The following is a 20,456-nucleotide window of genomic DNA, read 5'->3' on the forward strand; positions in this document are numbered from 1 at the left end:
AGTTCGAAAGCGCCTCGTCGGATTTACCGGCATCATGCGAAGGGAAGATGCGCTGCGCGATCCCGGAACCCTTGTGCCGGGCTGCGCATTTTTCTCGATGGCAAGGAGGTTGAAACATGGCGGCGCGTGCATATTGGCAGGGGCAGATCAGGCTTGCTCTCGTCTCCATTCCCGTTGAAATCTACGCTGCCACCAAGTCTGGCGCGCAGATCGCCTTCCACCAGATCCATGAACCCAGCGGCAAGCGGGTGCGATATGAAAAAACGGTGCCCGGACTGGGGCCAGTGAAGCCCGAGGACATCGTCAAAGGCTTTGAGGTCAGCAAGGGCGACTATGTCCTGCTCCAGCCGGACGAGATCGAAGCGGTGAAGCTGGAGAGCAAGAAGACGCTGGAACTGACCCAGTTTGTCGATGCCGACGAGATCGACGTTCTCTATTATGAACGGCCCTATTATGTCGTGCCCGCCGACGATCTTGCCGAGGAAGCCTTTGTCGTCCTGCGGGAAGCTTTGCGCCGGGCGAGGAAAGTCGGATTGGGCCAGCTTGCGATGCGCGGGCGGGAATATATCGTTTCGTTGAAACCATGCGGACGCGGAATGGTGCTGGAGACGCTCCGATATGCCGATGAGGTCAACAAGGCCCAATCCTATTTCCGTGAAATAGACGATGTAAAGCCCGACCCGGAACTGCTCGACCTGGCCGAGGCGCTCATTGAAAAGAAGACGGCGCCGTTCAAGCCGGACAGCTTTCACGACCGCTATGTCGATGCGCTCGAAAGGCTTATCGACAAGAAGAAGAAGGCCAAGGGTCGCCGCATCATCGAGGATGAGGACGAAGCGCCTGCCAAGCGCAGCGGCAATGTGATCGACCTGATGGCCGCGCTCAAGAAATCTGTCGATAGCGGCGCGAAAGGCGCGGCGGCAAAGCCTGCGGCAAAGAAACCGGCGGCCCGGCGGAGCTCTGCTACCAAGGCTCGCGCGCGCAAGCGGGCCTGATATATGGCCGAAGCCGACCCCCTGAAGGAATATAATCGCAAGCGCGACTTCACCCGGACGAAGGAACCTGCCGGAAAACGGGAGCGCCGGGGCGGGAACAGCTTCATCGTCCAGAAACATGATGCCACTCGGCTACACTATGATTTCCGATTGGAAGTCGACGGCGTCCTTAAAAGCTGGGCCGTGACGCGCGGCCCCAGCCTTGATCCCGCCGACAAGCGCCTTGCCGTCCGCACCGAAGATCATCCGCTATCCTACGCCAGCTTCGAAGGCACCATCCCCAAGGGTGAATATGGCGGGGGCACCGTGATGTTGTGGGATGAAGGCACCTGGGAGCCAGTGCCCGGCAAGAGTGCGAAGGACTTGGCGAAAGGCCATCTCCACTTCGTTTTGCACGGCCAGCGGATGAAGGGCGAATGGCTGCTGATCCGCTTGAAGCCTCGGCCTGGTGAAGGAAAGCGGGAGAATTGGCTGCTCCGCAAGATCGATGATGCCTATGCCGGTCCTGCGGAGGATCTGGTCGGGCGCGAACTGACCAGCATCAAGAGCGGCAGGACCATGGGGGAGATTGCGGCCAACGCGCCTGCGATCTCGCTCAAGGGGAGGCGTGGCAAAGCATTCGACGCCGCGATGAGCGAAGCGGAGAGGGCGACCCCGACGCGCCCTGCGCCCAAGCGGAGTAAACTGGCAAAGGCTCCTCCATTCCAGGCGCCGCAACTGGCGACGCTGGTGGACGCCGTCCCCACCGGCAACAACTGGCTGCATGAAATCAAATATGACGGCTATCGCAGCCTCGTCAGTGTGGCGGGCAGTCGCGTACAGGTATTTACCAGGTCCGGCCTGGACTGGACCGATCGCTTCGCATCCTTGGCGAAGGAGGTTGCGGGCATGAACCTTCCCGCCATGCTGATCGACGGCGAAATCGTGGCGCTCGGGCCGAGCGGAAATCCCGATTTTTCGACATTGCAGCAGGTGTTGAAGGGCGAGAACAAGGGAGCGCTACATCTCTTCGCCTTCGATCTCCTCTCCCTGGATGGCGAAGATCTGACCTGGCAGCCCAATATCGCCCGAAAGGAAAAGCTCGCGGCTTTGCTTGGGCAAGGGAGCGCGCATGTGCACTTGTCCGACCATATCGTGGGCGCTGGCGAAAAGCTGTTCAGGACGATGTGCGAGGCGGGGCAGGAGGGGATAATCTGCAAGCGCGCCGATGCTCCATATCGCGGCGCGCGGACCAAGAATTGGCTGAAGGTCAAATGCACCCGCCGCCAGGAATTCGTCATCGTGGGATGGACGCCAAGCACGGCCAGTGGCCGTTCGCTCCGTAACATCCTGCTTGCCCAGAATGACGATCAAGGCCTCGTCTATGCGGGCAAGGTCGGGACGGGGTTCAATGCGCAAAATAGCGAGCGGCTTCTAAGCCAGCTAAAGGCGCGGGCCCGGCAGACCGCCGCCTTGCAAGTTCCGCGCAGCGAGGCGCGGGGTGCCAAATGGGTGCGGCCTGATCTGGTTGCGGAGATCGCCTTCGCCGAGTTCACCAGCGACAATGTCGTACGTCATGGCAGCTTCCTGGGCCTTCGCGAGGACAAGAAGGCGAAGGACGTTTCCCGGGAGAAGGTGATGGCTGTACCCGAACAGGAAAGCGATGTGCATGTCTCAAATCGCGATCGGCTGATCTTCCCCGAAGCGAAGGTGACCAAAGGACAGCTCGCCGACTATTATGAGGCGGCTGGAGCGATCATGCTGCCCTGGATTGCGCACCGGCCGATCAGTCTGGTGCGTTGTCCGCAGGGACGGGCAAAGAAATGCTTTTTCCAGAAGCATGACAGCGGCAGCTTTGGCGATCATGTGAAGCATGTCCCTATTCGCGAAAAGGACGGGGACGAGCAGGACTATCTCTATGTGGATGACATAGACGGGCTGGTTGCCTGCGTTCAGATGGGCACGATAGAATTTCACGGCTGGGGATCGCGGGTCGAGGATGTCGAAAAGCCGGACCGGCTGATCTTCGACCTCGATCCTGACGAAGGGCTGGACTTCGAGGATGTGAAAAAGGCTGCCCGTGATATTCGCCGTACCCTTGAGGATATTGGCCTCACAAGCTTTCCCATGTTGTCCGGCGGCAAGGGCGTGCACGTCGTAGTGCCGCTTACGCCGGAGGCCGAATGGCCGAAGGTAAAGGACTTTGCCGATCGCTTTTCGCGCGCCTTGGCTTCTGCCGAACCCGACCGCTTCACCGCCACCATGAGCAAGGCGAAGCGGAAGGGGCGAATCTTCATCGACTGGCTGCGTAACCAGCGTGGCGCTACGGCGGTGCTCCCCTATGTGGTGCGAGCACGTGAGAATGCACCGGTGGCGGTGCCCGTGACCTGGGACGAATTGGAAGATATCGACCGCCCGGGCGCTTACACGATCGCGGACATCGACAAATTGCTCGCGCGGGCGGGATCGAGGGAATTGCGCGGTTGGGGCGAAGCGCGCCAGACGCTGCCGGACTATTGACGCAGATATGCCGGGGCCATCTTTCCTCGCAGGCGGCCTTGCTGCATAAGCTGATTCACCATGACCCAACCCAACGACAATGCGCCCGAAGGCGAAGCCCCCGAGCAGGCAACTGAAAACAAGTCCGATCTGGCATCCGCTGCGCGGAAGACCGCGGGCAGGGGCGTGTGGATGGGGACTGCGGTCGGGATTGGATCGGCCGCGATCGTGGCGGCGCTTCTATACGCGAACAAGAAGCGCGGCTGACCAGCTTGGATTTTAGAAAAAAAGAGGCGGCATGGCCTTCGCTCCATGCCGCCCCATGTTGCGACCCTTTTGGGTTGGGGTTTTTCTAATCCGCGTCGAATGCTCCGCGATCAGGAAGCGCCGCGGCTCAGGTAAGAAATCAGCTCGGGCTTGCTCACCGACATGCTCTTGTCGGCGTCGGCCGTCTTGAAAGCGCCGTCAGTCCAGGCCACGACATCAGCGGCCGCAAGCTTTTGGCCGCTGCTCTTCATCTCCTGATCCTTCAGCGCCGCCATCCAGCGTGAAAATTCGGCTTTGTCGAGTTGCGCGTCTCCATTGGCGTCATAAGCTGGAAACTCGCTGTCGACGATCGATGCCACCGTGTCTGCCGGGGTTTGGGCTTGCGCGGGTACTTCCGGCTGCACGGCTGCGGGCGCATCGGCGGAAGTCTGCGCGACCGCCGGGGTGGCAGCAGACAGGACAGCAGCAGCAATAAAGGCGCGAAACATAATCTTCTCCATCAGCGATCGAGCAAGTCGGGCGCGACCGCTTCATGGAGCAAGAATACATGAATGACTATCGTGTTTCCTGAATGGTTGTTCAGCATCAACATCTTACCCCATGAACGGCCTCATCTGGTCTTCAAATACTGCCATAATCAGGGTGAAAAGCGGACAGGAGGGTGAAGGGAAGACGAAAGAAGCCGCGATTTGCCCTTGAAAGGCTCGCCTGCTAGGCGGCGCGCGATCTTTCACCAGCAAATCAGGATTCGTTCGATGGTCCCGCGCTACGCCCGCCCCCAAATGACAGCACTCTGGGAACCCGAAGCCCGGTTTCGCATCTGGTTCGAAATCGAGGCCCATGCCACGGAGGCGCTTGGTGAACTGGGCGTGGTTCCCAAATCCGCTGCAAAGGCGCTGTGGGATTGGTGGGCAACCAATCCGGCCATCGACGTTGCTGCGATTGACGCGATTGAAGCAGTTACCAAGCATGACGTCATCGCGTTCCTGACATGGGTGGCTGAACAGGTCGGCGACGAAGCGCGCTTCATGCACCAGGGCATGACCTCGTCCGATGTGCTCGACACCTGCCTTGCCGTGCAGCTATCCCGGGCGGCGGACATCCTGATCGACGATCTTGACCAGCTGCTGGCAGTCATCAAGCGCCGCGCTTTCGAACACAAGCTGACGCCGACCATCGGCCGTAGCCATGGTATTCACGCCGAACCCGTGACCTTCGGCCTCAAGATGGCTGAAGCCTATGCCGAGTTCAGCCGGTGCCGGACCCGCTTGGTTGCCGCGCGCGAGGAAGTTGCGACCTGCGCCATTTCCGGCGCGGTGGGCACGTTCGCGAATATCGATCCGCGTGTGGAAGAACATGTCGCGGCCAAGCTCGGGCTCGCGATCGAACCCGTTTCGACGCAGGTTATCCCGCGCGATCGCCACGCCATGTTCTTCGCGACCTTGGGCGTCATCGCAAGCTCGATCGAGCGCCTGGCCGTCGAGGTCCGCCACCTGCAACGCACCGAAGTGCTGGAGGCCGAGGAATATTTCTCACCGGGCCAGAAGGGCAGTTCGGCTATGCCGCACAAGCGCAACCCGGTTCTGACCGAGAATCTCACCGGCCTTGCTCGCATGGTGCGCAGCTACGCGCTGCCAGCGATGGAAAATGTCGCGCTGTGGCATGAGCGGGACATCAGCCACTCGTCGGTTGAACGCTATATCGGCCCCGACGCCACCATCACGCTCGACTTCGCTCTGGGCCGCCTGACGGGGGTCATCGACAAGCTGCTCGTTTATCCCGAGCGGATGATGAAGAATCTCGACAAGATGGGCGGTCTTGTTCACTCACAGCGGGTGCTGCTCGCCCTGACCCAAGCCGGTGTGTCGCGCGAGGACAGCTATCGTTACGTCCAGCGCAACGCCATGAAGGTCTGGGAGTCGGATGGCCAGCTGTCGCTGCTCGAACTGCTGAAGGCGGATCAGGACGTCGCTGCGGCGCTGACTGCTGAACAGATCGAGGAGAAGTTCGACCTCGACTATCATTTCAGGCAAGTGGACACGATCTTCCGCCGGGTGTTCGGCGAAGCCTGACTGGAGCGGCAAGGCTCAAGTCGATGAAAGGGCGCGGAAACGCGCCCTTTTTTGTGCTTGCGAAAGATCAATAGTTTACGCGAATTCAAGCTGAGCACAAAACCGCGCTCGCGCGTGCCAACCTAAACCTTTGATGTGAAGAAAAATGTGGTCGGGGAGAGAGGATTCGAACCTCCGGCCCCTGCCTCCCGAAGACAGTGCTCTACCAGGCTGAGCTACTCCCCGACCGATAGCGGCATTGCTTGCAACGCCGCTGGGCAGGCGGGGTCTATAGAGGGGGCTTTTCGGACTGGCAAGCGGCTGGGCATGCTTTTTTTGCCTTGGTCAAAGCAGGCCTGCGGCGCGGAAGCTGAACTGTTCCCGGCCGCCCTGAATGACATGGTCGGCGAGCTTCACTTCCATCGGCCGGAGGCGGCGCGCTATCGAGCGGGCGAGGCGGATATCGTCCCGTCGCGGATGAGGGGAGCCTTCGTTTGGGCGCACCTGCTCGACGATGAGCCAATGGCTGCCCTGAAGCAGCAGTTCCTGCAGGACGTGGCGCCAATCCCTTCCCCCATCGACGCGGCCCAGGGGACGCCACTGATCGTCCAACAGCAGGAATCGGATGCTTTCCGTAGCGGCCATTGCCTCAAGATGCTGCGACCGTCCGCTGCGATCACCGCGAACCATGTCCACTATGGAGTGGAACGGGCGGAGAATGGTCCGAAGCGAAAGCAAGATTGGCGAGCTCGGGCCTGCTCGGCTAAAGCGAGGGCGGCGAATGTGGAATCGCCGCAACAGGGAAGAGCGTCGTTGACCGCAATCATCACTCCGAAAGAAGCGCATTATGAGCAGCAATATCTGGACCTGATGCGCCGGATCTGGACGGAGGGGGATGAGCGGGTCGATCGCACCGGCGTGGGCACGCGGTCAGTGCTGGGCGCCACCATGCGCTTTTCGCTGGCGAGTGACGCGGTGCCGCTGCTGACGACCAAGCGTGTCTATTGGAAAGTGGCGGCGCGGGAAATGCTGTGGTTCCTGACCGGGGACACCAATATCCGCGAGCTCGTCCGTCAGGGCGTGCATATCTGGACCGACTGGCCGCTGGCCTCTTATCGCAAGGCGACCGGCGAAGAGATCAGCCGTGACGACTTCGAGACGCGGATTATCGAGGATGAAGCCTTCGCGCGGCAGTGGGGCGATCTGGGGCCCGTCTACGGGGCGCAATGGGTGAATTGGCCGCGCTACGAAGCTGTTGGCGATGGGCTGTTCCGCCGGGCCGAGAAGGGGCACAACCAGATCGCGGAACTGGTCGAGGGGATCAGGAACAATCCGGGGTCGCGGCGTTTGCTGTTCACTGGATGGAATGTCGCGGAAGTCGCGCGCATGGCCCTGCCGCCCTGTCACATGACCTATCAGTTCCAGGTGGCCGATGGACGGCTGAATGGCCTGTTGTTCCAGCGCAGCTGTGACCTGGGGTTGGGATTTGCGTTCAACATCTTCGGGCTGTCGATGATCACCCGGATGTTAGCGCAGCAATGTGACCTGGAGCCGGGGGAAATCGTCTGGCAGGGCGGGGACGTGCACCTGTACCTCAATCATGCCGCGCTGGTGGAGGAGCAGATCAGCCGGACGCCGGGCGGTGCGCCGAAACTCAGGATGAAGAGGCGGCCGGAGAGCATTTTCGGATATCGGATCGAGGATTTCGAAGTGGTGGATTATGCGCCGCAGAGTCACATAGCGGCGCCGGTGGCGGTGTGATTGCAAGAAGGAATTAGCGGGAAAACAGAACTCTTGCTTTTTGCGAGCGTTGTAATATTATAATTGCATCAAGCAATAATATTGCAAGTTCGATTAGGAGGCGGGATGGGCGACCGGGATGATTCGGGCGCTGGGAAGGCCGGGAAAGAGCAGGGCAAGCGGCTGGGCGAACAAGACGCTCGGCGGGCTGGTGAAAATCTTGCTGCTCGGCCGGGCAATGCTGACCTGCCGACCGTCCCGTCGGGACCGGGTGAAGCCGACCGCGCTGATTTTGCCGCGGAAACCACGTCTGGTGGCGGACGCAACTTGCCCCAATTGCGCCTGCATGTGCCAGAACCCCAGTTCCGGCCGGGCGACGAGGCGGACTTCAACCATTTCGACATTCCCGCCGCCGGAACCGCACGGCGGCCCGATGAGGCGGCGGACGCCGGTACGATGCGGGAATTGGCCTACGACCTGGTCCGCGTGCTGGATGAGGAAGGCCGCGCGGTAGGGCCGTGGGACCCGAAACTGCCGCCCGAGATGCTGCTCCGCATGCTGCGCGGCATGGCGCTGACCCGCGCGTTCGACGCGCGCATGTTCCGTGCCCAGCGCCAAGGCAAGACCAGCTTCTACATGAAGTCGACCGGAGAGGAGGCGGTGTCGATCGGCGCGGCGGCGGCGCTCGCGAGCGATGACATGTGTTTCCCGAGCTACCGCCAGCAGGGGATATTGATCGCGCGCGGCTGGCCGCTGGTCGACATGATGAACCAGATCTATTCGAACAAGGGCGACCGGCTGAAGGGGCGTCAGCTGCCAATCATGTATTCGGCGCGGGAGGCGGGGTTCTTCTCCATCTCCGGCAACCTGGCCACCCAATATCCGCAGGCGGTGGGCTGGGCTATGGCGAGCGCGGCGCGCGGGGACACGCGGATCGCGGCGACATGGTGCGGCGAAGGATCGACCGCGGAAGGGGATTTCCATTCCGCCTGCACCTTTGCCAGCGTGTATCGGGCGCCTGTCATCCTCAATGTCGTCAATAATCAATGGGCGATCAGCAGTTTTTCCGGCTTTGCAGGCGCGGAGGCGACGACCTTTGCGGCGCGGGCGATCGGCTATGGCATCGCGGGACTGCGGATCGACGGCAATGACGCGCTGGCGGTCTATGCCGCGACGCGCTGGGCAGCGGATCGGGCGCGGGCCAATCATGGGCCGACGCTGATCGAGCATTTCACCTATCGCACGGAGGGACACAGCACGTCCGATGATCCGAGCGCCTATCGCTCGGCTGATGAGGGGAGCCGCTGGCCGCTGGGCGACCCGATCGCGCGGTTGAAGCAGCATTGCATCGCCATCGGCGTCTGGGACGAGGAACGGCAGGCGGCGATGGACAAGGAACTGGCCGAGCAGGTGCGCGACGCGGCGCGGGAAGCGGAGAAGAACGGGATTTTGGGACATGGCCTGCATCAGCCGATGGAGAGCATGTTCGAGGATGTGTTCGAGGAGATGCCCTGGCATCTGAGGGAGCAGCAGCAGCAGATGCTGGATGAAGCGAAGGCGGCTGGGTTGTGACTATTTCCGGTTTTCGTCATCCCAGCGGAAGCTGGGATCTCGTTTCAGCTTTAAGCATGGTGCGAACAGGCGGAGAGATGCCAGCCTGCGCTGGCATGACGGGATTTGGTCAGGGAGCGGTGCTGCTTTCCCCTCTCCAAGCTTCGCTAGCCAGCGGGCTGGCAAGCTTCGCTATCCTCTCCCCTGAAGGAGAGAGGAGATGAGTCAGGCGCGCCAGATGAGCATGATCCAGGCGATCAACAGCGCTCTCGACGTGATGATGGAGCGCGATCCCGATGTCGTGGTCATGGGGGAGGATGTCGGCTATTTCGGCGGCGTGTTCCGCGCGACGGCCGGATTGCAGAAGAAATATGGCAAGAACCGGGTGTTCGACACGCCGATCACGGAGATTGGCATCATCGGCGTTGCGGTGGGAATGGGCGCCTATGGCTTGCGTCCCGTGCCGGAGATCCAGTTCGCAGACTATATCTATCCCGCGCTCGATCAGCTGGTGAGCGAGGCGGCGCGACTGCGTTACAGGTCGGCGGGAGAATTTATTGCCCCGATGACGGTGCGGTCGCCCTTTGGCGGCGGCATTTTCGGCGGGCAGACGCATAGCCAGTCGCCCGAGGGCATCTTCACCCATGTGTCGGGCATCAAGACGGTGATCCCGTCGACGCCTTATGACGCCAAAGGGCTGTTGATCGCAGCGATCGAGGATAATGATCCGGTGATCTTCTTCGAACCCAAGCGCATCTATAACGGGCCGTTCGATGGTCATTATGACCGTCCGGCGAAAAGCTGGGCGGGGCATCCGGGCGCGATGGTGCCGGAGGGCTATTATCGCGTTCCACTGGGGCAGGCGCGCACGGTCCGTGCGGGCGAGGCGCTTACCATACTCTGCTATGGCACGATGGAACATGTGATCGAAAGCACCGTCACGGAGATGGGCGTCGACGCCGAGATCATCGACCTGCGCACGCTGGTGCCGCTGGACATAGAGGCCATCGAGCAGTCGGTGAAGAAGACGGGCCGCTGCCTGATCGTGCATGAGGCGACGCGGACCAGCGGTTTTGGGGCAGAGCTTTCCGCGTTAGTTCAGGAGCGGTGCTTCTATCATCTGGAAGCGCCGATCGAACGGGTGACGGGTTTCGACACGCCCTATCCGCATAGCCTGGAATGGGCCTATTTCCCGGGGCCGGTGCGGATCAGGGAAGCGATCACGAAGATCATGAGGGATTGAGCCATGGCGCTGTTCACGTTCAGGCTGCCCGACATCGGCGAAGGCATTTCCGAGGCGGAGATCGTCGGTTGGCATGTGAAGGTCGGAGACCGGGTGGAGGAAGACCAGCCCATCGCCGACATGATGACCGACAAGGCGACGGTCGAGATGGAAAGCCCCGTCGCAGGCGTGGTGAAGCGGCTGGCGGGAGAGCCGGGCGAGCAGGTGGCGATCGGCGCCATGCTGGTGGAGATCGAGGTCGAGGGGGAAGGGGAGGTCGCTTCCGGGGCGGAGGCTCCGATGCCTTCGCAGGAGGAGATCGAGGCCGAGACGGCGGGGGGACGCGAGGTGGCGGGCGCGTCGGTTAACGGGATTATTTCGTCGGTTGATCGGCCTTATCCCGACGAGCAAACTGCAGAGCCCTCTCCCCTTCAGGGGAGAGGGTTGGGAGAGGGGGAGCCAGGCGAGACGTGGGCATTACAGCCCCTCTCCCCAGCCTCGCAGGGAGTCACGCGCCTCCCTGCGACCCCTGAAGGGGAGAGGGAGCAGGGCAGCACGCGTCGGCCACCGACCTCTGAAGGCGAGAGAAAGTCACTCGCATCCCCTGCCGTCCGTGCCCGGGCCAAGGAGTTGGGCATCGACCTGTCCCAGGTGAAAGCCAGCGGCGATCATATCCGGCATTCGGACCTCGACGCATTCCTGCTTTACGGCGCGGGGCAGGGCTATCGGTCGCCCAAGCCGCGCGCGCGGCGGGAGGATGAGGTGGTGAAGGTCATCGGCTTGCGCCGCCGGATCGCGGAGAACATGGCGGCCTCCAAGCGGCATATTCCGCATTTCTCCTATGTCGAGGAAATCGACGTCACCGAATTGGAACGGATGCGCGCGCAGTTGAATGGCGCGCGTGGGGATCGGCCGAAGCTGACCGTGCTGCCGCTGCTGATCGTGGCGATTTGCCGGGCTCTGCCGGACTTTCCGATGTTGAACGCCCGCTATGATGACGAGGCGGGCGTGGTGACGCGCTTTGGCGCTGTGCATATGGGCATCGCGACGCAGACTGACGCGGGGCTGATGGTGCCGGTGATCCGCGATGCGCAGGATCGCAATATCTGGCAGCTGGCGGGCGAGATAAAGCGGCTGGCAGAGGCCGCGCGCTCGGGCAAGGCGAAGGTGGAGGAGCTTTCCGGATCGACCTTGACACTGACGTCGCTGGGGGCGCTGGGCGGGGTGGCGACCACGCCGGTCATCAATCGGCCTGAGGTGGCGATTGTCGGGCCCAATCGGGTGATCGAGCGGCCCGTTTTTCGCGGGAGCGAGGTAGTGGCTGCGAAGCTCATGAACCTGTCGATCAGCTGCGACCATCGGGTGGTGGATGGATGGGACGCGGCGAGTTTCGTGCAGGCGGTGAAGCGATTGCTGGAGACACCAGTGTTGTTGTTTGCGGAGTGAGGCATTCGTCACCCCGGGCTTGACCCGGGGTCCCGCTTCATCTCAGACCAGCAGATCGAACATGTCCCTCCAGTCCGGATTGGCGCGTTCGACAAGATCGAACTTCCAAGTGCGCCGCCATCTTTTGATCCGCTTTTCTTGCTCGATGCAGCTCATCATGGCTTCGCCCCATTCCGCCCAAACCAAGCGAGATAGGCCATAACGCTTGCAGAAGTCCGAGCCTGTGCCAGAACGATGTTGCTGAACGCGAGAAACGATGTCCGCCGTCACGCCGACATACATGGTGCCGCGATATCGGTCGGCCATGATATATACCCAACCGCCTTGGCGTGCCCGTCCCATGCCGTCTGGATCGAATAAGCGGGACCCCGGGTCAAGCCCGGGGTGACCAACATCGATATTTCAGCTGGTGCTCACCGCATCGTCGCCCGGTAACTCAGGCGCGCGGTTTCTCCCGGCGACAGGCGCGCAGGGCCTGCCCAGCGGATATGGGTGATGTCGGCCGCGACGGCCCGGCGGACGCCGCCGAGCGGGGTCGGGAGCCATAGCTCGTCAAGGCGGCCCCAGCGTTGCCCGCCATCGACCGACACTTGCATGGACGGATCGGGCGCGGTGAGGAGCGCGCCGCGCGGGACCGCTTTGGTGAGGGCGACGCCTTGGACGGTAGCGCGCCCTTCATTGCGCCAGTTGACGACGAAGAGGATCTGGTCGCCAGGGGCAGCGCGCGTGGCGCTGGCCAGGGTGCGGCGGGCGCGGCCGTTGATGTCGGTATGCACGCGCTCCACGAACATCTGCGTTTCCATCCGCAGGTCGGCACGGGCCAGCGAAGGCGCGGGCAGCATGCCCCATGCCGCCAGTCCAAGTAGCGCCCCTATACGCATCATCCGTTCAAAGCCCCGATCCCCGTTTCGCTATGGCTTAGCACGGGGAGAGCGAAAATTTGGTTAACGGGCCTTAGCCATGTTCGCGCGTGGCGGATTGAAATTGACGCGCTGTTGCGGCCCGGTACACATTGCAGAAATGCGGGCAGGGCAGACATGCGGGCAGGATCGACCATTACGTGACACCTCATGAACAGCAGGAAATCAACCGGCGGCGGGATCGGCTGCTGGCGTCGATCGCGCTGACGACCGGGGTCGGGCTGCTTCTTGCCATGCCCTTCGCCTTGCGCGAGGGCGCGGAATTCTTCCTGCCGCTGACAGCCGCGGTGGTGATCGCGATCGCGCTGGTGCCGTTCCTGGAATGGATGGAGCGGCGGCGGGTGCCTTCTGCGGTGGCGGCGCTGGCTGCGGTGATCGCATTCCTCGTGGTCGCGAATACCGCGCTGGTGCTGATCGTGGTTCCGGCGACCGACTGGTTCAGGCTGCTGCCGCAGCGTCTGCCCAAGATTCAGGATAATCTGGCGCCGCTCATCGATTTTTATTCCCAGTTGCAGCATTTCGTCGACGAAACGGTGCAGATGCTGGCGACCGGACCGGTGGCGGCGGCGCAGACGGCGGCGGTGGATGCGCCGCGATCGCTGTTGCAGTTCGCCGCGACCTCGGCCCCTTCGGCGATCATCCAGATGGTGTTCGCGCTGCTCATCATCTATTTCTTCCTTGCCGGCTGGACGCGGCTGCGGCGGCGGACGATCAACAGCCGGGGCAGCTTCGATGGCGCGATGGCGGTGGCGCGGGTGATCCAGAATGTGGTCGATGCGACGTCGGCCTATGTGCTGACGATCGCGACGATCAACCTGTGCCTGGGGCTGGCGGTCGCGCTGGCGCTTTGGTTAATCGGCATGCCTTCGCCGCTGATGTGGGGCGGGATCGTCGCCTTGCTCAACTTTGTGCCCTATTTCGGACCGATGCTGGCGGCGGCCTTGCTGGCGCTCGGCGGGCTCATGGTGTTCGATGATGTGTGGCGGGCGCTGGCCCCTGCGGTGACGCAGATCGGCTTTCACCTGGTGGAGGCGAATGTGATCACGCCGATGGTGCTGGGGCGGCGGTTGACGATGAACCCGCTGCTGATTCTGGTGTCGCTGACCTTCTGGGGATGGGTGTGGGGGACTCCGGGCGCGCTGCTGGGCGTGCCTTTGCTGATCATCATCCAGACCGTGGTGGCGGCCGCTGGAACCCCGGATATCGCCGGTTTCCTGTTCGAGCGCGGGACCCTGACGGTGGCGCCGCGCGAAGAAAATGACGAGAAAGAAGAAAGTGGTGAAAGAGCCGGTTGACAGGTCCGGCGCACCCGCATAGATGCCCGCCCACACCGAACGCGGGTGTAGCTCAGTTGGTTAGAGCGCCGGCCTGTCACGCCGGAGGTCGCGGGTTCGAGCCCCGTCACTCGCGCCACTCTTTTGGAAGAGTGGATGGTCCTGAAGGGCCGGATTTATCCCGAAATTTTGATATGTCGTCATGCCAGCGCAAGCTGGCATCTCAGGCCCTGGCGTTTGGCCTCTCCTCACAAGATCCCAGCTTTCGCTGGGATGACGGAGTGGGGCGTTTTAGCAGCGCTGTGAGCGCGTCAGCCGCGCCGCCAGCGTCCGGTTTCCATCCAGGCGAGCAGGCGCTTCAAGGGCAGCACCCAGATCCAGACGATGCCGAGGAAAACATAAACCGGCACCTGCGCGATCATCGGCAGGCTGCCGATAATGCCCGACAGGCTGCCCACCAGCACCGCCCAGAGCAGGATCAGCCCGATGATGAGGAGCATGCCCACAGGCTTGCGCCAGCTGGGTTCGTAGGGAGCAGGCTGGCGGTTCACGCGTCGGGTCCTTCGATCAGTTCGACTTCGGAGAGGATGATGTGGAGCGGCAGGTCCCACGGGTCGGCGGGCAGGGCGTCCTGCTCCTGCACCGACCAGGCGAGGCCGATCCGCAGGGCGTCCGGATAGCGGGCGAAGGCGCGGTCATAATAGCCGCCGCCCTGGCCCAGCCGGTTCATGGCGCGGTCGAAGGCGAGCAGCGGGGCGATGATGATGTCCGGAGCGACGGACGGGCCGCTGGGTTCGGGATGGTGCGTGCCGTAAAGGCCGGGATGGAGCTGATCCTCCGGCGTCCAGGTGAGGAAATCCATGGTGCCGAGCCGGTCGATGACGCGCGGGAGAGCAAGCGTCTTGCCCATCGCCGCGAGTTGAGGCGCAAGCCGCTGCGCGGGCGCTTCGTCGTCCAGCCCCATGTAGAGCGCCACCGTCCGCGCGCTGTCGAGGCGGCGGGCGAGCGGCGAGGGGATCGCCTTGAAGGCCAGCCGATGCGCGAGCGGGTCGAGCGACTGGACGAAGGCGCGGCGGCGCGTCCGGGCGAGGGTGCGCAGGGCGGTCTTGTCGGTGTCTTCGCTCATGGGCTCGCGTTTAGAGCAGCGCGCGGCAAATTGATATTATTTAGCACCGGTGCGTCGACAGGCTCGGCGCGAACGGAGTTTGGGGAGAGCCAAGGAAGGGTGACGGGACCGCCTCGGCCGTTTGCTGGAATATCCTCTGACGCCTCAACGTCAGGTGGGGACCATGTAGATCGGGCCGGAACCCGCCCAGGGACAGCCCCCGTGGATGTGATTATCGCCTCAGGGATGTTCGCTAAAGCTCGTATCGCGCAGTGCCCGTCGCCCGTAATCTAGGCGCCAGGCTCCGGATCGACAAGCCTCTCGCGCAGCTTTTCTATGCGCGCGGCCAGCGCCTCCATCGCTTGCACGGCGAGTTCGTCGTCATCGCCCAGCGCCAGGCTCTGCTGGCGGCCGATCGCCTCGCGCTTCAGGTCATTGAGCTCGTCGGCGAGGAAGAGGGCGGCGAACAGCAGCGTGCGTACTTCAGTGAGGCCCGGCGTATTCTGCTGGGCGAGGCGCGCCTTGCGTTCGATCAGGCCGGCGAGATGAGCAAGATGCGCCTCCTCCCCGTCGCGGCAGCGGACGGTATAATGGCGCCCGGCGATCTGGAGGGTGGTTTCAGCCACGTTTTTCCCCCTTCAGATCGGCGATCAGTTCATCGAGCGAGCGGAGCGCCGTCCGCGCGGCGGCCGCGTCCACGCCTGGGGAGGCGGAAGAGGCCGGACCCGCAGCCGCGAGATCTTGCACATCCTGTTCCAGCTGGCTCACCGCGCGCTCCAGCGCGCCGATAGCCTGCATCATCCGATCGCTTGCCATGATCCACGCATAAACAAAGTTTTCGCCTTGCAAAAGCTGTCATTGGACGGCTTGGCGCTCTCCAAGGTCCTGCCATGGTTGACGCTTTGGGTGCAACGCGACAAAGGGGACCCGATTTCGATTCGCCGGCTCAGCAGGGGGCCGTGAGCCAAGTAGGGAAGAAGCCAGCCTAGATGACCGTATCCGAAAAGTCGCTCGCCAGCGCCATCCGGGCGCTTTCCATGGACGCAGTGCAGGCGGCGAACAGCGGCCATCCGGGCATGCCGATGGGCATGGCGGACGTCGCGACGGTGCTGTTCAAGGACTATATCAAGTTCGATCCGACCCAGCCGAAATGGGCCGACCGCGACCGCTTCGTGCTGTCGGCAGGTCATGGATCGATGCTGATCTACGCGCTGCTGCACCTCACCGGCTATGCGCGTCCGACAATGGAGGATATCCGTAATTTCCGTCAGATCGGCAGCCCCTGCGCCGGGCATCCGGAGAATTTCGAGCTGGCTGGCGTGGAAGCGACGACCGGGCCGCTGGGTTCGGGCCTGGCCACCGCCGTGGGCATGGCGATTGCTGAGCGGCACCTAAATGCGCAGTTCGGCGACGATCTGGTCGATCACCGCACCTGGGTGATCGCGGGCGACGGTTGCCTGATGGAAGGCATCAACCATGAGGCGATCGGCCTTGCCGGGCACCTCAACCTTGGCCGCCTGATCGTGCTGTGGGACGATAACAAGATCACGATCGACGGCGCGGTCGACCTGTCGAGCAGCGAAGATGTGCGCGCCCGCTATGCCGCGACCGGCTGGCATGTCGTGTCGTGCGACGGCCATGACGTCGCCGATGTGCGCCGCGCCATCGATGAAGCGCTGGCCGATCCGCGCCCGTCGCTGGTCGCCTGCGCCACCAAGATCGGCTATGGCGCACCCAACAAGGCAGGCACCTCGGGCGTCCATGGGTCGGCTTTGGGCGTCGAGGAAGTCGCGGCGGCTCGCGAGTTCCTGGGCTGGACGTCCGAGCCCTTTGTCCTGCCCGAAGATGTTGCCGCCGAATGGCGCCGCATCGGCTCGCAGGGCGCCGAAGTGCGCGCTGCCTGGGAAGGTCGCCTGAATGGCAATGGCCAGAAGACCGAGTTCGAGCGGCGTTTGGCGGGTGAACTGCCCGCCGACTTCTCGCTCAACGCCTATATCGACACGCTGATCGCCAATCCGCAGAAGGTGGCGACCCGCAAGGCGAGTGAGTTGGCGCTGGGCGCGATCAACGACCTGTTGCCCGAAACGCTCGGCGGTTCGGCGGACCTGACCGGATCGAACAACACCAAGACCAAGTCGACCGGACCGCTCACCAAGGACGATTATTCCGGCCGCTATGTCTATTATGGCATTCGCGAGTTCGGCATGGCCTGCGCGATGAACGGCATGGCGCTGCATGGCGGCGTCATCCCCTATGGCGGCACCTTCCTGGTCTTTTCCGACTATATGCGCGGCGGCATCCGCCTGGCCGCGCTCCAGCAGCAGCGCGTCATCCATGTGCTGACGCATGACTCCATCGGCCTTGGCGAGGATGGTCCAACCCACCAGCCGATCGAACACGTCATGTCGTTGCGCATGATCCCTAATCTGGACGTCTATCGCCCGGCTGACATCGTTGAGACGGCGGAATGCTGGGAACTGGCGCTGAAGGACAAGGATGGCCCATCGGTGCTGGCGCTGACGCGGCAGAATCTGGCGCAGCTGCGCACCGAGAAGGCGGGCGAAAATCTCTGTGCCAAGGGCGCCTATCGCCTGCGCGCCGCCAAGGGAGCGCGCAAAGTCGTGCTGATCGCGACCGGTTCCGAAGTCGAGATTGCGGTTGCGACCGCCGATCTGCTTGAAAGCCAGGGCATCGGCGCGGACGTCGTGTCCATGCCCAGCTGGGCGCATTTCGATGCGCAGCCGCAGGCGTATAAGGATGATCTCCTTCCGCACCATGTGCTGCGCTGCTCGATTGAGGCAGGGACGACATTCGGGTGGGAGCGCTATGTCGGCATTGCGGGCTTGCGTTTTGGCATCGACACATTCGGCGCTTCGGCTCCGGCGGAAGTGCTGTACGAGCATTTCGGCCTGACCGCAGCGAAGATCGCGCCGCAGGTTGCGGCCGCGCTCGATCATTAAGAACATCTACCAATCAGGAGGCTAGTGCAGTGGCAACGAAGGTAGCAATTAACGGTTTTGGACGTATCGGCCGCCTGGTGGCGCGCGCAATCCTGTCGCGCACCGACCATGATCTGGAACTGGTCAGCATCAACGACCTGGGCGATGCGAAGGCAAACGCCCTGCTGTTCAAGCGTGACAGCGTCCATGGCAACTGGGCTGGCGACGTCAGCGCCGAAGGCGACGCGCTGATCATCAACGGCAAGCGCATTGCCGTGACCGCCGAACGCGATCCCGCCAAGCTGCCGCACGCGGCGCAGGGCGTCGAGATCGCGCTGGAATGCACTGGCATCTTCGCTTCGAAGGAAAAGGCGAGCGCGCACCTGGCCGCTGGCGCCAAGCGCGTCATCATTTCCGCGCCCGCAAGCGGCGTGGACAAGACCATCGTGTTCGGCGTCAATCATGAAACGCTGACTGCCGATGACGTCGTCATCTCCAACGCCAGCTGCACGACCAACTGCCTGGCGCCGCTCGCCAAGGTCCTGCACGATGCCATCGGCATCGAAAAGGGCTTCATGACGACGATCCACAGCTACACCAACGACCAGAACACGCTGGACCAGCTGCACAGCGACATGCGCCGCGCCCGCGCCGCTGCGCTGTCGATGATCCCGACCACAACGGGCGCCGCGCGCGCCGTGGGTGAGGTGCTGCCGGAGCTCAAGGGCAAGCTGGATGGTTCGTCAGTGCGCGTGCCGACCCCGAACGTCTCGGTCGTTGACCTGAAGTTCATCGCCAAGCGCGAAACGAACCGCGACGAAGTAAACCAGCTGCTGAAGGCTGCTTCCGAAGCCGGGCCGCTGAAGGGCGTGCTGGGCTATTCGGACGAACCGCTGGTGTCGATCGACTATAATGGCGATCCGCGCAGCTCGACCGTCGACAGCCTTGAAACGGCCGTGATCGACGGCAATCTGGTGCGCGTGCTCAGCTGGTACGACAATGAATGGGGCTTTTCGAACCGCATGATCGATACCGCAGGCGTGGTTGCCGGGCTGCTGTAAGAATGAGGGGGGCGGGCATTGGCTCGCCCCTTTTTTCGTCATCCCAGCGAAAGCTGGGATCTCGTTTTTCTACTTACGTCCCGCCCGAGGCATGAGATCCCAGCTTTCGCTGGGATGACGGTAGGGGCGGCTGGGAGCATCATGGTGGCCAAGCCCTTCAAGACGCTGGACGATATGGGCGACATCAGCGGCAAGGCCGTTTTGGTGCGCGAAGATTTGAACGTGCCGATGCAGGATGGATCGGTGAGCGACGATACCCGCCTGCGGGCGGCGATGCCGACGATCCTGGAACTGGCCGATCGGGGCGCCAAGGTGCTGATCCTGGCGCATTTCGGGCGGCCCAAGGGGCAGAAGAACCCGGAATATTCGCTTTCGAAGATCACCCGTCCGCTGACGCAGGTGTTGGGGCGCGACGTTCAGTTCATTCCCGATTGCTGCGGCGAGGCTGCGGTGGACGGCATCGCGGTGATGCGTCCGGGCGACATTTCGATCTTGGAAAATACCCGCTTCCATCCCGGCGAGGAAAAAAATGATCCGGCGCTGGTGGAAGCCATGGCGGCGATCGGCGACTTCTATGTGAACGACGCTTTCTCCGCCGCGCACCGTGCCCATGCGTCGACCGAGGGGCTGGCGCATAAGCTGCCTGCCTTTGCGGGCCGCTCGATGGAAAAGGAACTGGACGCGTTGCAGGCGGCGCTCGGCGAGCCGGTGAAGCCGGTCGCGGCTGTTGTCGGCGGTGCGAAGGTTTCGACCAAGCTTGATGTACTGAATAACCTGGTCGCGAAGGTCGATCATCTGATCATCGGCGGTGGCATGGCCAACACCTTCCTCCACGCGCGCGGGGTCGATGTCGGCAAGTCGCTGTGCGAGAAGGATCTGGCCGAAACCGCCGAGGCGATATTCGACAAGGCTGAGGCTGCGGGATGCACCATCCATCTGCCCTATGACGTAGTTGTGGCGAAGGAATTTGCCGCCAATCCCCCGTCGGTGCGGACGTGCAATGTGCATGAAGTCGCTGCCGACGAGATGATTCTGGACGTGGGCCCGGCGGCGGTCGAGGCGCTGGGCGATGCGCTCAAGAACTGCCGCACGCTGGTCTGGAACGGGCCGCTCGGCGCGTTCGAGATCGCGCCGTTTGACAAGGCGACGGTGGCGCTTGCCCAGACGGCGGCGGCGCTGACCAAGGAAGGCGGGCTGACGTCCGTGGCGGGCGGCGGCGATACGGTCGCGGCGCTCAACCATGCGGGCGTGGCGGGCGACTTCACCTTTGTATCGACCGCTGGCGGCGCTTTCCTTGAGTGGATGGAAGGCAAGGACCTGCCGGGCGTCAGCGCATTGATGGTGTGAACTTCGGAAGCCGCCGTCTACAAAATGGCGGTTTTCTTCACTTTTTTGAAGCCGCCGAAG

20 protein-coding genes and 2 tRNA genes are annotated in these 20,456 nt (G+C 62.8%); 13 read left to right on the plus strand and 9 right to left on the minus strand.

Annotated elements, in window-relative coordinates; translation table 11 throughout:
• Positions 1–116: 116 nt before the first annotated feature.
• The 3 genes from ku to NCHOL11_RS04020 are packed head-to-tail and all read left to right on the plus strand — an operon-like array spanning position 117 to position 3,740.
• On the plus strand, positions 117–995 hold the full coding sequence (gene ku, locus NCHOL11_RS04010) for a non-homologous end joining protein Ku (RefSeq protein WP_097091171.1): 879 nt from the start codon (positions 117–119) through the stop codon (positions 993–995).
• Between the two features lie 3 nt (positions 996–998).
• Positions 999–3,494 (plus strand): DNA ligase D, encoded by a 2,496-nt coding sequence (ligD, locus tag NCHOL11_RS04015; RefSeq protein WP_097091172.1) that lies wholly within the window; start codon positions 999–1,001, stop codon positions 3,492–3,494.
• Positions 3,495–3,554: 60 nt separating this feature from the next.
• Positions 3,555–3,740: a hypothetical protein gene (locus NCHOL11_RS04020; RefSeq protein WP_097091173.1), complete on the plus strand. Its 186-nt coding sequence runs from the start codon at positions 3,555–3,557 to the stop codon at positions 3,738–3,740.
• Positions 3,741–3,850: 110 nt separating this feature from the next.
• Here the strand turns inward: NCHOL11_RS04020 and NCHOL11_RS04025 are convergent, their stop codons facing one another.
• Positions 3,851–4,228, minus strand: a complete 378-nt coding sequence (locus NCHOL11_RS04025; RefSeq protein ID WP_255254699.1) for an EF-hand domain-containing protein — start codon at positions 4,226–4,228, stop codon at positions 3,851–3,853.
• Positions 4,229–4,495: 267 nt separating this feature from the next.
• Between NCHOL11_RS04025 and purB the strand changes: the two genes are divergently transcribed.
• Positions 4,496–5,812 (plus strand): adenylosuccinate lyase, encoded by a 1,317-nt coding sequence (purB, locus tag NCHOL11_RS04030; RefSeq protein ID WP_097091175.1) that lies wholly within the window; start codon positions 4,496–4,498, stop codon positions 5,810–5,812.
• Positions 5,813–5,960: 148 nt separating this feature from the next.
• Here purB and NCHOL11_RS04035 read toward each other — a convergent pair.
• Positions 5,961–6,037, minus strand: a tRNA-Pro gene (locus NCHOL11_RS04035).
• A 99-nt stretch (positions 6,038–6,136) separates the two neighbouring features.
• Positions 6,137–6,481, minus strand: coding sequence for a JAB domain-containing protein (locus tag NCHOL11_RS17990; RefSeq protein ID WP_255254700.1), 345 nt, complete (start codon positions 6,479–6,481; stop codon positions 6,137–6,139).
• Positions 6,482–6,604: 123 nt separating this feature from the next.
• Between NCHOL11_RS17990 and thyA the strand changes: the two genes are divergently transcribed.
• The 4 genes from thyA (at position 6,605) to NCHOL11_RS04055 (ending at position 11,750) form a co-directional block, all read left to right on the plus strand.
• Positions 6,605–7,552, plus strand: a complete 948-nt coding sequence (thyA, locus tag NCHOL11_RS04040) for a thymidylate synthase (protein ID WP_176502178.1) — start codon at positions 6,605–6,607, stop codon at positions 7,550–7,552.
• Positions 7,553–7,657: 105 nt separating this feature from the next.
• Positions 7,658–9,103 (plus strand): 3-methyl-2-oxobutanoate dehydrogenase (2-methylpropanoyl-transferring) subunit alpha, encoded by a 1,446-nt coding sequence (locus tag NCHOL11_RS04045; RefSeq protein ID WP_255254701.1) that lies wholly within the window; start codon positions 7,658–7,660, stop codon positions 9,101–9,103.
• A 217-nt stretch (positions 9,104–9,320) separates the two neighbouring features.
• Complete coding sequence (locus tag NCHOL11_RS04050) at positions 9,321–10,325, plus strand: alpha-ketoacid dehydrogenase subunit beta (RefSeq protein ID WP_097092716.1); 1,005 nt, start codon at positions 9,321–9,323, stop codon at positions 10,323–10,325.
• A gap of 3 nt (positions 10,326–10,328) precedes the next feature.
• Positions 10,329–11,750, plus strand: a complete 1,422-nt coding sequence (locus tag NCHOL11_RS04055) for a dihydrolipoamide acetyltransferase family protein (RefSeq protein ID WP_097091177.1) — start codon at positions 10,329–10,331, stop codon at positions 11,748–11,750.
• Positions 11,751–11,792: 42 nt separating this feature from the next.
• On the opposite strand, the gene NCHOL11_RS04060 is transcribed toward NCHOL11_RS04055, so the two are convergent.
• Together NCHOL11_RS04060 and NCHOL11_RS04065 are read right to left on the minus strand one after the other, a co-directional pair.
• On the minus strand, positions 11,793–12,092 hold the full coding sequence (locus NCHOL11_RS04060) for a GIY-YIG nuclease family protein (RefSeq protein WP_097091178.1): 300 nt from the start codon (positions 12,090–12,092) through the stop codon (positions 11,793–11,795).
• A gap of 71 nt (positions 12,093–12,163) precedes the next feature.
• Entirely contained in the window at positions 12,164–12,631 is a 468-nt protein-coding gene (locus NCHOL11_RS04065) for a hypothetical protein (protein WP_441339467.1), read from the minus strand.
• A 179-nt stretch (positions 12,632–12,810) separates the two neighbouring features.
• Here NCHOL11_RS04065 and NCHOL11_RS04070 point away from each other — a divergent pair, with 179 nt between their 5' ends.
• Positions 12,811–13,965 (plus strand): AI-2E family transporter, encoded by a 1,155-nt coding sequence (locus NCHOL11_RS04070; protein WP_097092717.1) that lies wholly within the window; start codon positions 12,811–12,813, stop codon positions 13,963–13,965.
• Between the two features lie 41 nt (positions 13,966–14,006).
• Positions 14,007–14,083 (plus strand) — tRNA-Asp (locus NCHOL11_RS04075).
• A 172-nt stretch (positions 14,084–14,255) separates the two neighbouring features.
• On the opposite strand, the gene NCHOL11_RS04080 is transcribed toward NCHOL11_RS04075, so the two are convergent.
• The 4 genes from NCHOL11_RS04080 to NCHOL11_RS04095 form a co-directional block, all read right to left on the minus strand.
• On the minus strand, positions 14,256–14,495 hold the full coding sequence (locus NCHOL11_RS04080; RefSeq protein WP_255254702.1) for a DUF2842 domain-containing protein: 240 nt from the start codon (positions 14,493–14,495) through the stop codon (positions 14,256–14,258).
• Positions 14,492–15,070, minus strand: a complete 579-nt coding sequence (locus NCHOL11_RS04085) for a 5-formyltetrahydrofolate cyclo-ligase (RefSeq protein ID WP_097091180.1) — start codon at positions 15,068–15,070, stop codon at positions 14,492–14,494. Before NCHOL11_RS04085 ends, NCHOL11_RS04080 begins: the two co-directional genes overlap by 4 nt.
• A 269-nt stretch (positions 15,071–15,339) precedes the next feature.
• Entirely contained in the window at positions 15,340–15,675 is a 336-nt protein-coding gene (locus NCHOL11_RS04090; protein ID WP_097091181.1) for a cell division protein ZapA, read from the minus strand.
• A complete protein-coding gene (locus tag NCHOL11_RS04095) occupies positions 15,668–15,865 on the minus strand; it encodes a hypothetical protein (RefSeq protein ID WP_369680233.1) in 198 nt (65 codons plus the stop codon). The genes NCHOL11_RS04090 and NCHOL11_RS04095 overlap by 8 nt, the downstream gene beginning before the upstream one ends.
• Positions 15,866–16,038: 173 nt before the next feature.
• On the opposite strand from NCHOL11_RS04095, the gene tkt reads away from it, so the two are divergent.
• The 3 genes from tkt (at position 16,039) to NCHOL11_RS04110 (ending at position 20,396) form a co-directional block, all read left to right on the plus strand.
• Positions 16,039–18,009 (plus strand): transketolase, encoded by a 1,971-nt coding sequence (gene tkt / locus NCHOL11_RS04100; protein WP_097091182.1) that lies wholly within the window; start codon positions 16,039–16,041, stop codon positions 18,007–18,009.
• Between the two features lie 29 nt (positions 18,010–18,038).
• Positions 18,039–19,049 (plus strand): type I glyceraldehyde-3-phosphate dehydrogenase, encoded by a 1,011-nt coding sequence (gene gap, locus NCHOL11_RS04105; RefSeq protein WP_097091183.1) that lies wholly within the window; start codon positions 18,039–18,041, stop codon positions 19,047–19,049.
• Positions 19,050–19,190: 141 nt separating this feature from the next.
• Positions 19,191–20,396: a phosphoglycerate kinase gene (locus NCHOL11_RS04110; RefSeq protein WP_176502179.1), complete on the plus strand. Its 1,206-nt coding sequence runs from the start codon at positions 19,191–19,193 to the stop codon at positions 20,394–20,396.
• The last annotated feature ends 60 nt before the right edge of the window (positions 20,397–20,456 follow it).

It is taken from the genome of Novosphingobium sp. Chol11 (genome assembly GCF_900218065.1).
GTDB classification, from domain to species: domain Bacteria; phylum Pseudomonadota; class Alphaproteobacteria; order Sphingomonadales; family Sphingomonadaceae; genus Sphingobium; species Sphingobium agri.

Bases quoted from the DNA above. Each gene is read 5' to 3' on its own strand.
- ku (WP_097091171.1), top strand. From the start codon at position 117: ATGGCGGCGCGTGCATATTGGCAGGGGCAGATCAGGCTTGCTCTCGTC.
- ligD (WP_097091172.1), top strand. From the start codon at position 999: ATGGCCGAAGCCGACCCCCTGAAGGAATATAATCGCAAGCGCGACTTC.
- NCHOL11_RS04020 (WP_097091173.1), top strand. From the start codon at position 3,555: ATGACCCAACCCAACGACAATGCGCCCGAAGGCGAAGCCCCCGAGCAG.
- NCHOL11_RS04025 (WP_255254699.1), bottom strand. From the start codon at position 4,228: ATGTTTCGCGCCTTTATTGCTGCTGCTGTCCTGTCTGCTGCCACCCCG.
- purB (WP_097091175.1), top strand. From the start codon at position 4,496: ATGGTCCCGCGCTACGCCCGCCCCCAAATGACAGCACTCTGGGAACCC.
- NCHOL11_RS17990 (WP_255254700.1), bottom strand. From the start codon at position 6,481: ATGGTTCGCGGTGATCGCAGCGGACGGTCGCAGCATCTTGAGGCAATG.
- NCHOL11_RS04045 (WP_255254701.1), top strand. From the start codon at position 7,658: ATGGGCGACCGGGATGATTCGGGCGCTGGGAAGGCCGGGAAAGAGCAG.
- NCHOL11_RS04050 (WP_097092716.1), top strand. From the start codon at position 9,321: ATGAGCATGATCCAGGCGATCAACAGCGCTCTCGACGTGATGATGGAG.
- NCHOL11_RS04055 (WP_097091177.1), top strand. From the start codon at position 10,329: ATGGCGCTGTTCACGTTCAGGCTGCCCGACATCGGCGAAGGCATTTCC.
- NCHOL11_RS04060 (WP_097091178.1), bottom strand. From the start codon at position 12,092: ATGGGACGGGCACGCCAAGGCGGTTGGGTATATATCATGGCCGACCGA.
- NCHOL11_RS04065 (WP_441339467.1), bottom strand. From the start codon at position 12,631: ATGCGTATAGGGGCGCTACTTGGACTGGCGGCATGGGGCATGCTGCCC.
- NCHOL11_RS04085 (WP_097091180.1), bottom strand. From the start codon at position 15,070: ATGAGCGAAGACACCGACAAGACCGCCCTGCGCACCCTCGCCCGGACG.
- NCHOL11_RS04095 (WP_369680233.1), bottom strand. From the start codon at position 15,865: ATGGCAAGCGATCGGATGATGCAGGCTATCGGCGCGCTGGAGCGCGCG.
- tkt (WP_097091182.1), top strand. From the start codon at position 16,039: ATGACCGTATCCGAAAAGTCGCTCGCCAGCGCCATCCGGGCGCTTTCC.
- NCHOL11_RS04110 (WP_176502179.1), top strand. From the start codon at position 19,191: ATGGTGGCCAAGCCCTTCAAGACGCTGGACGATATGGGCGACATCAGC.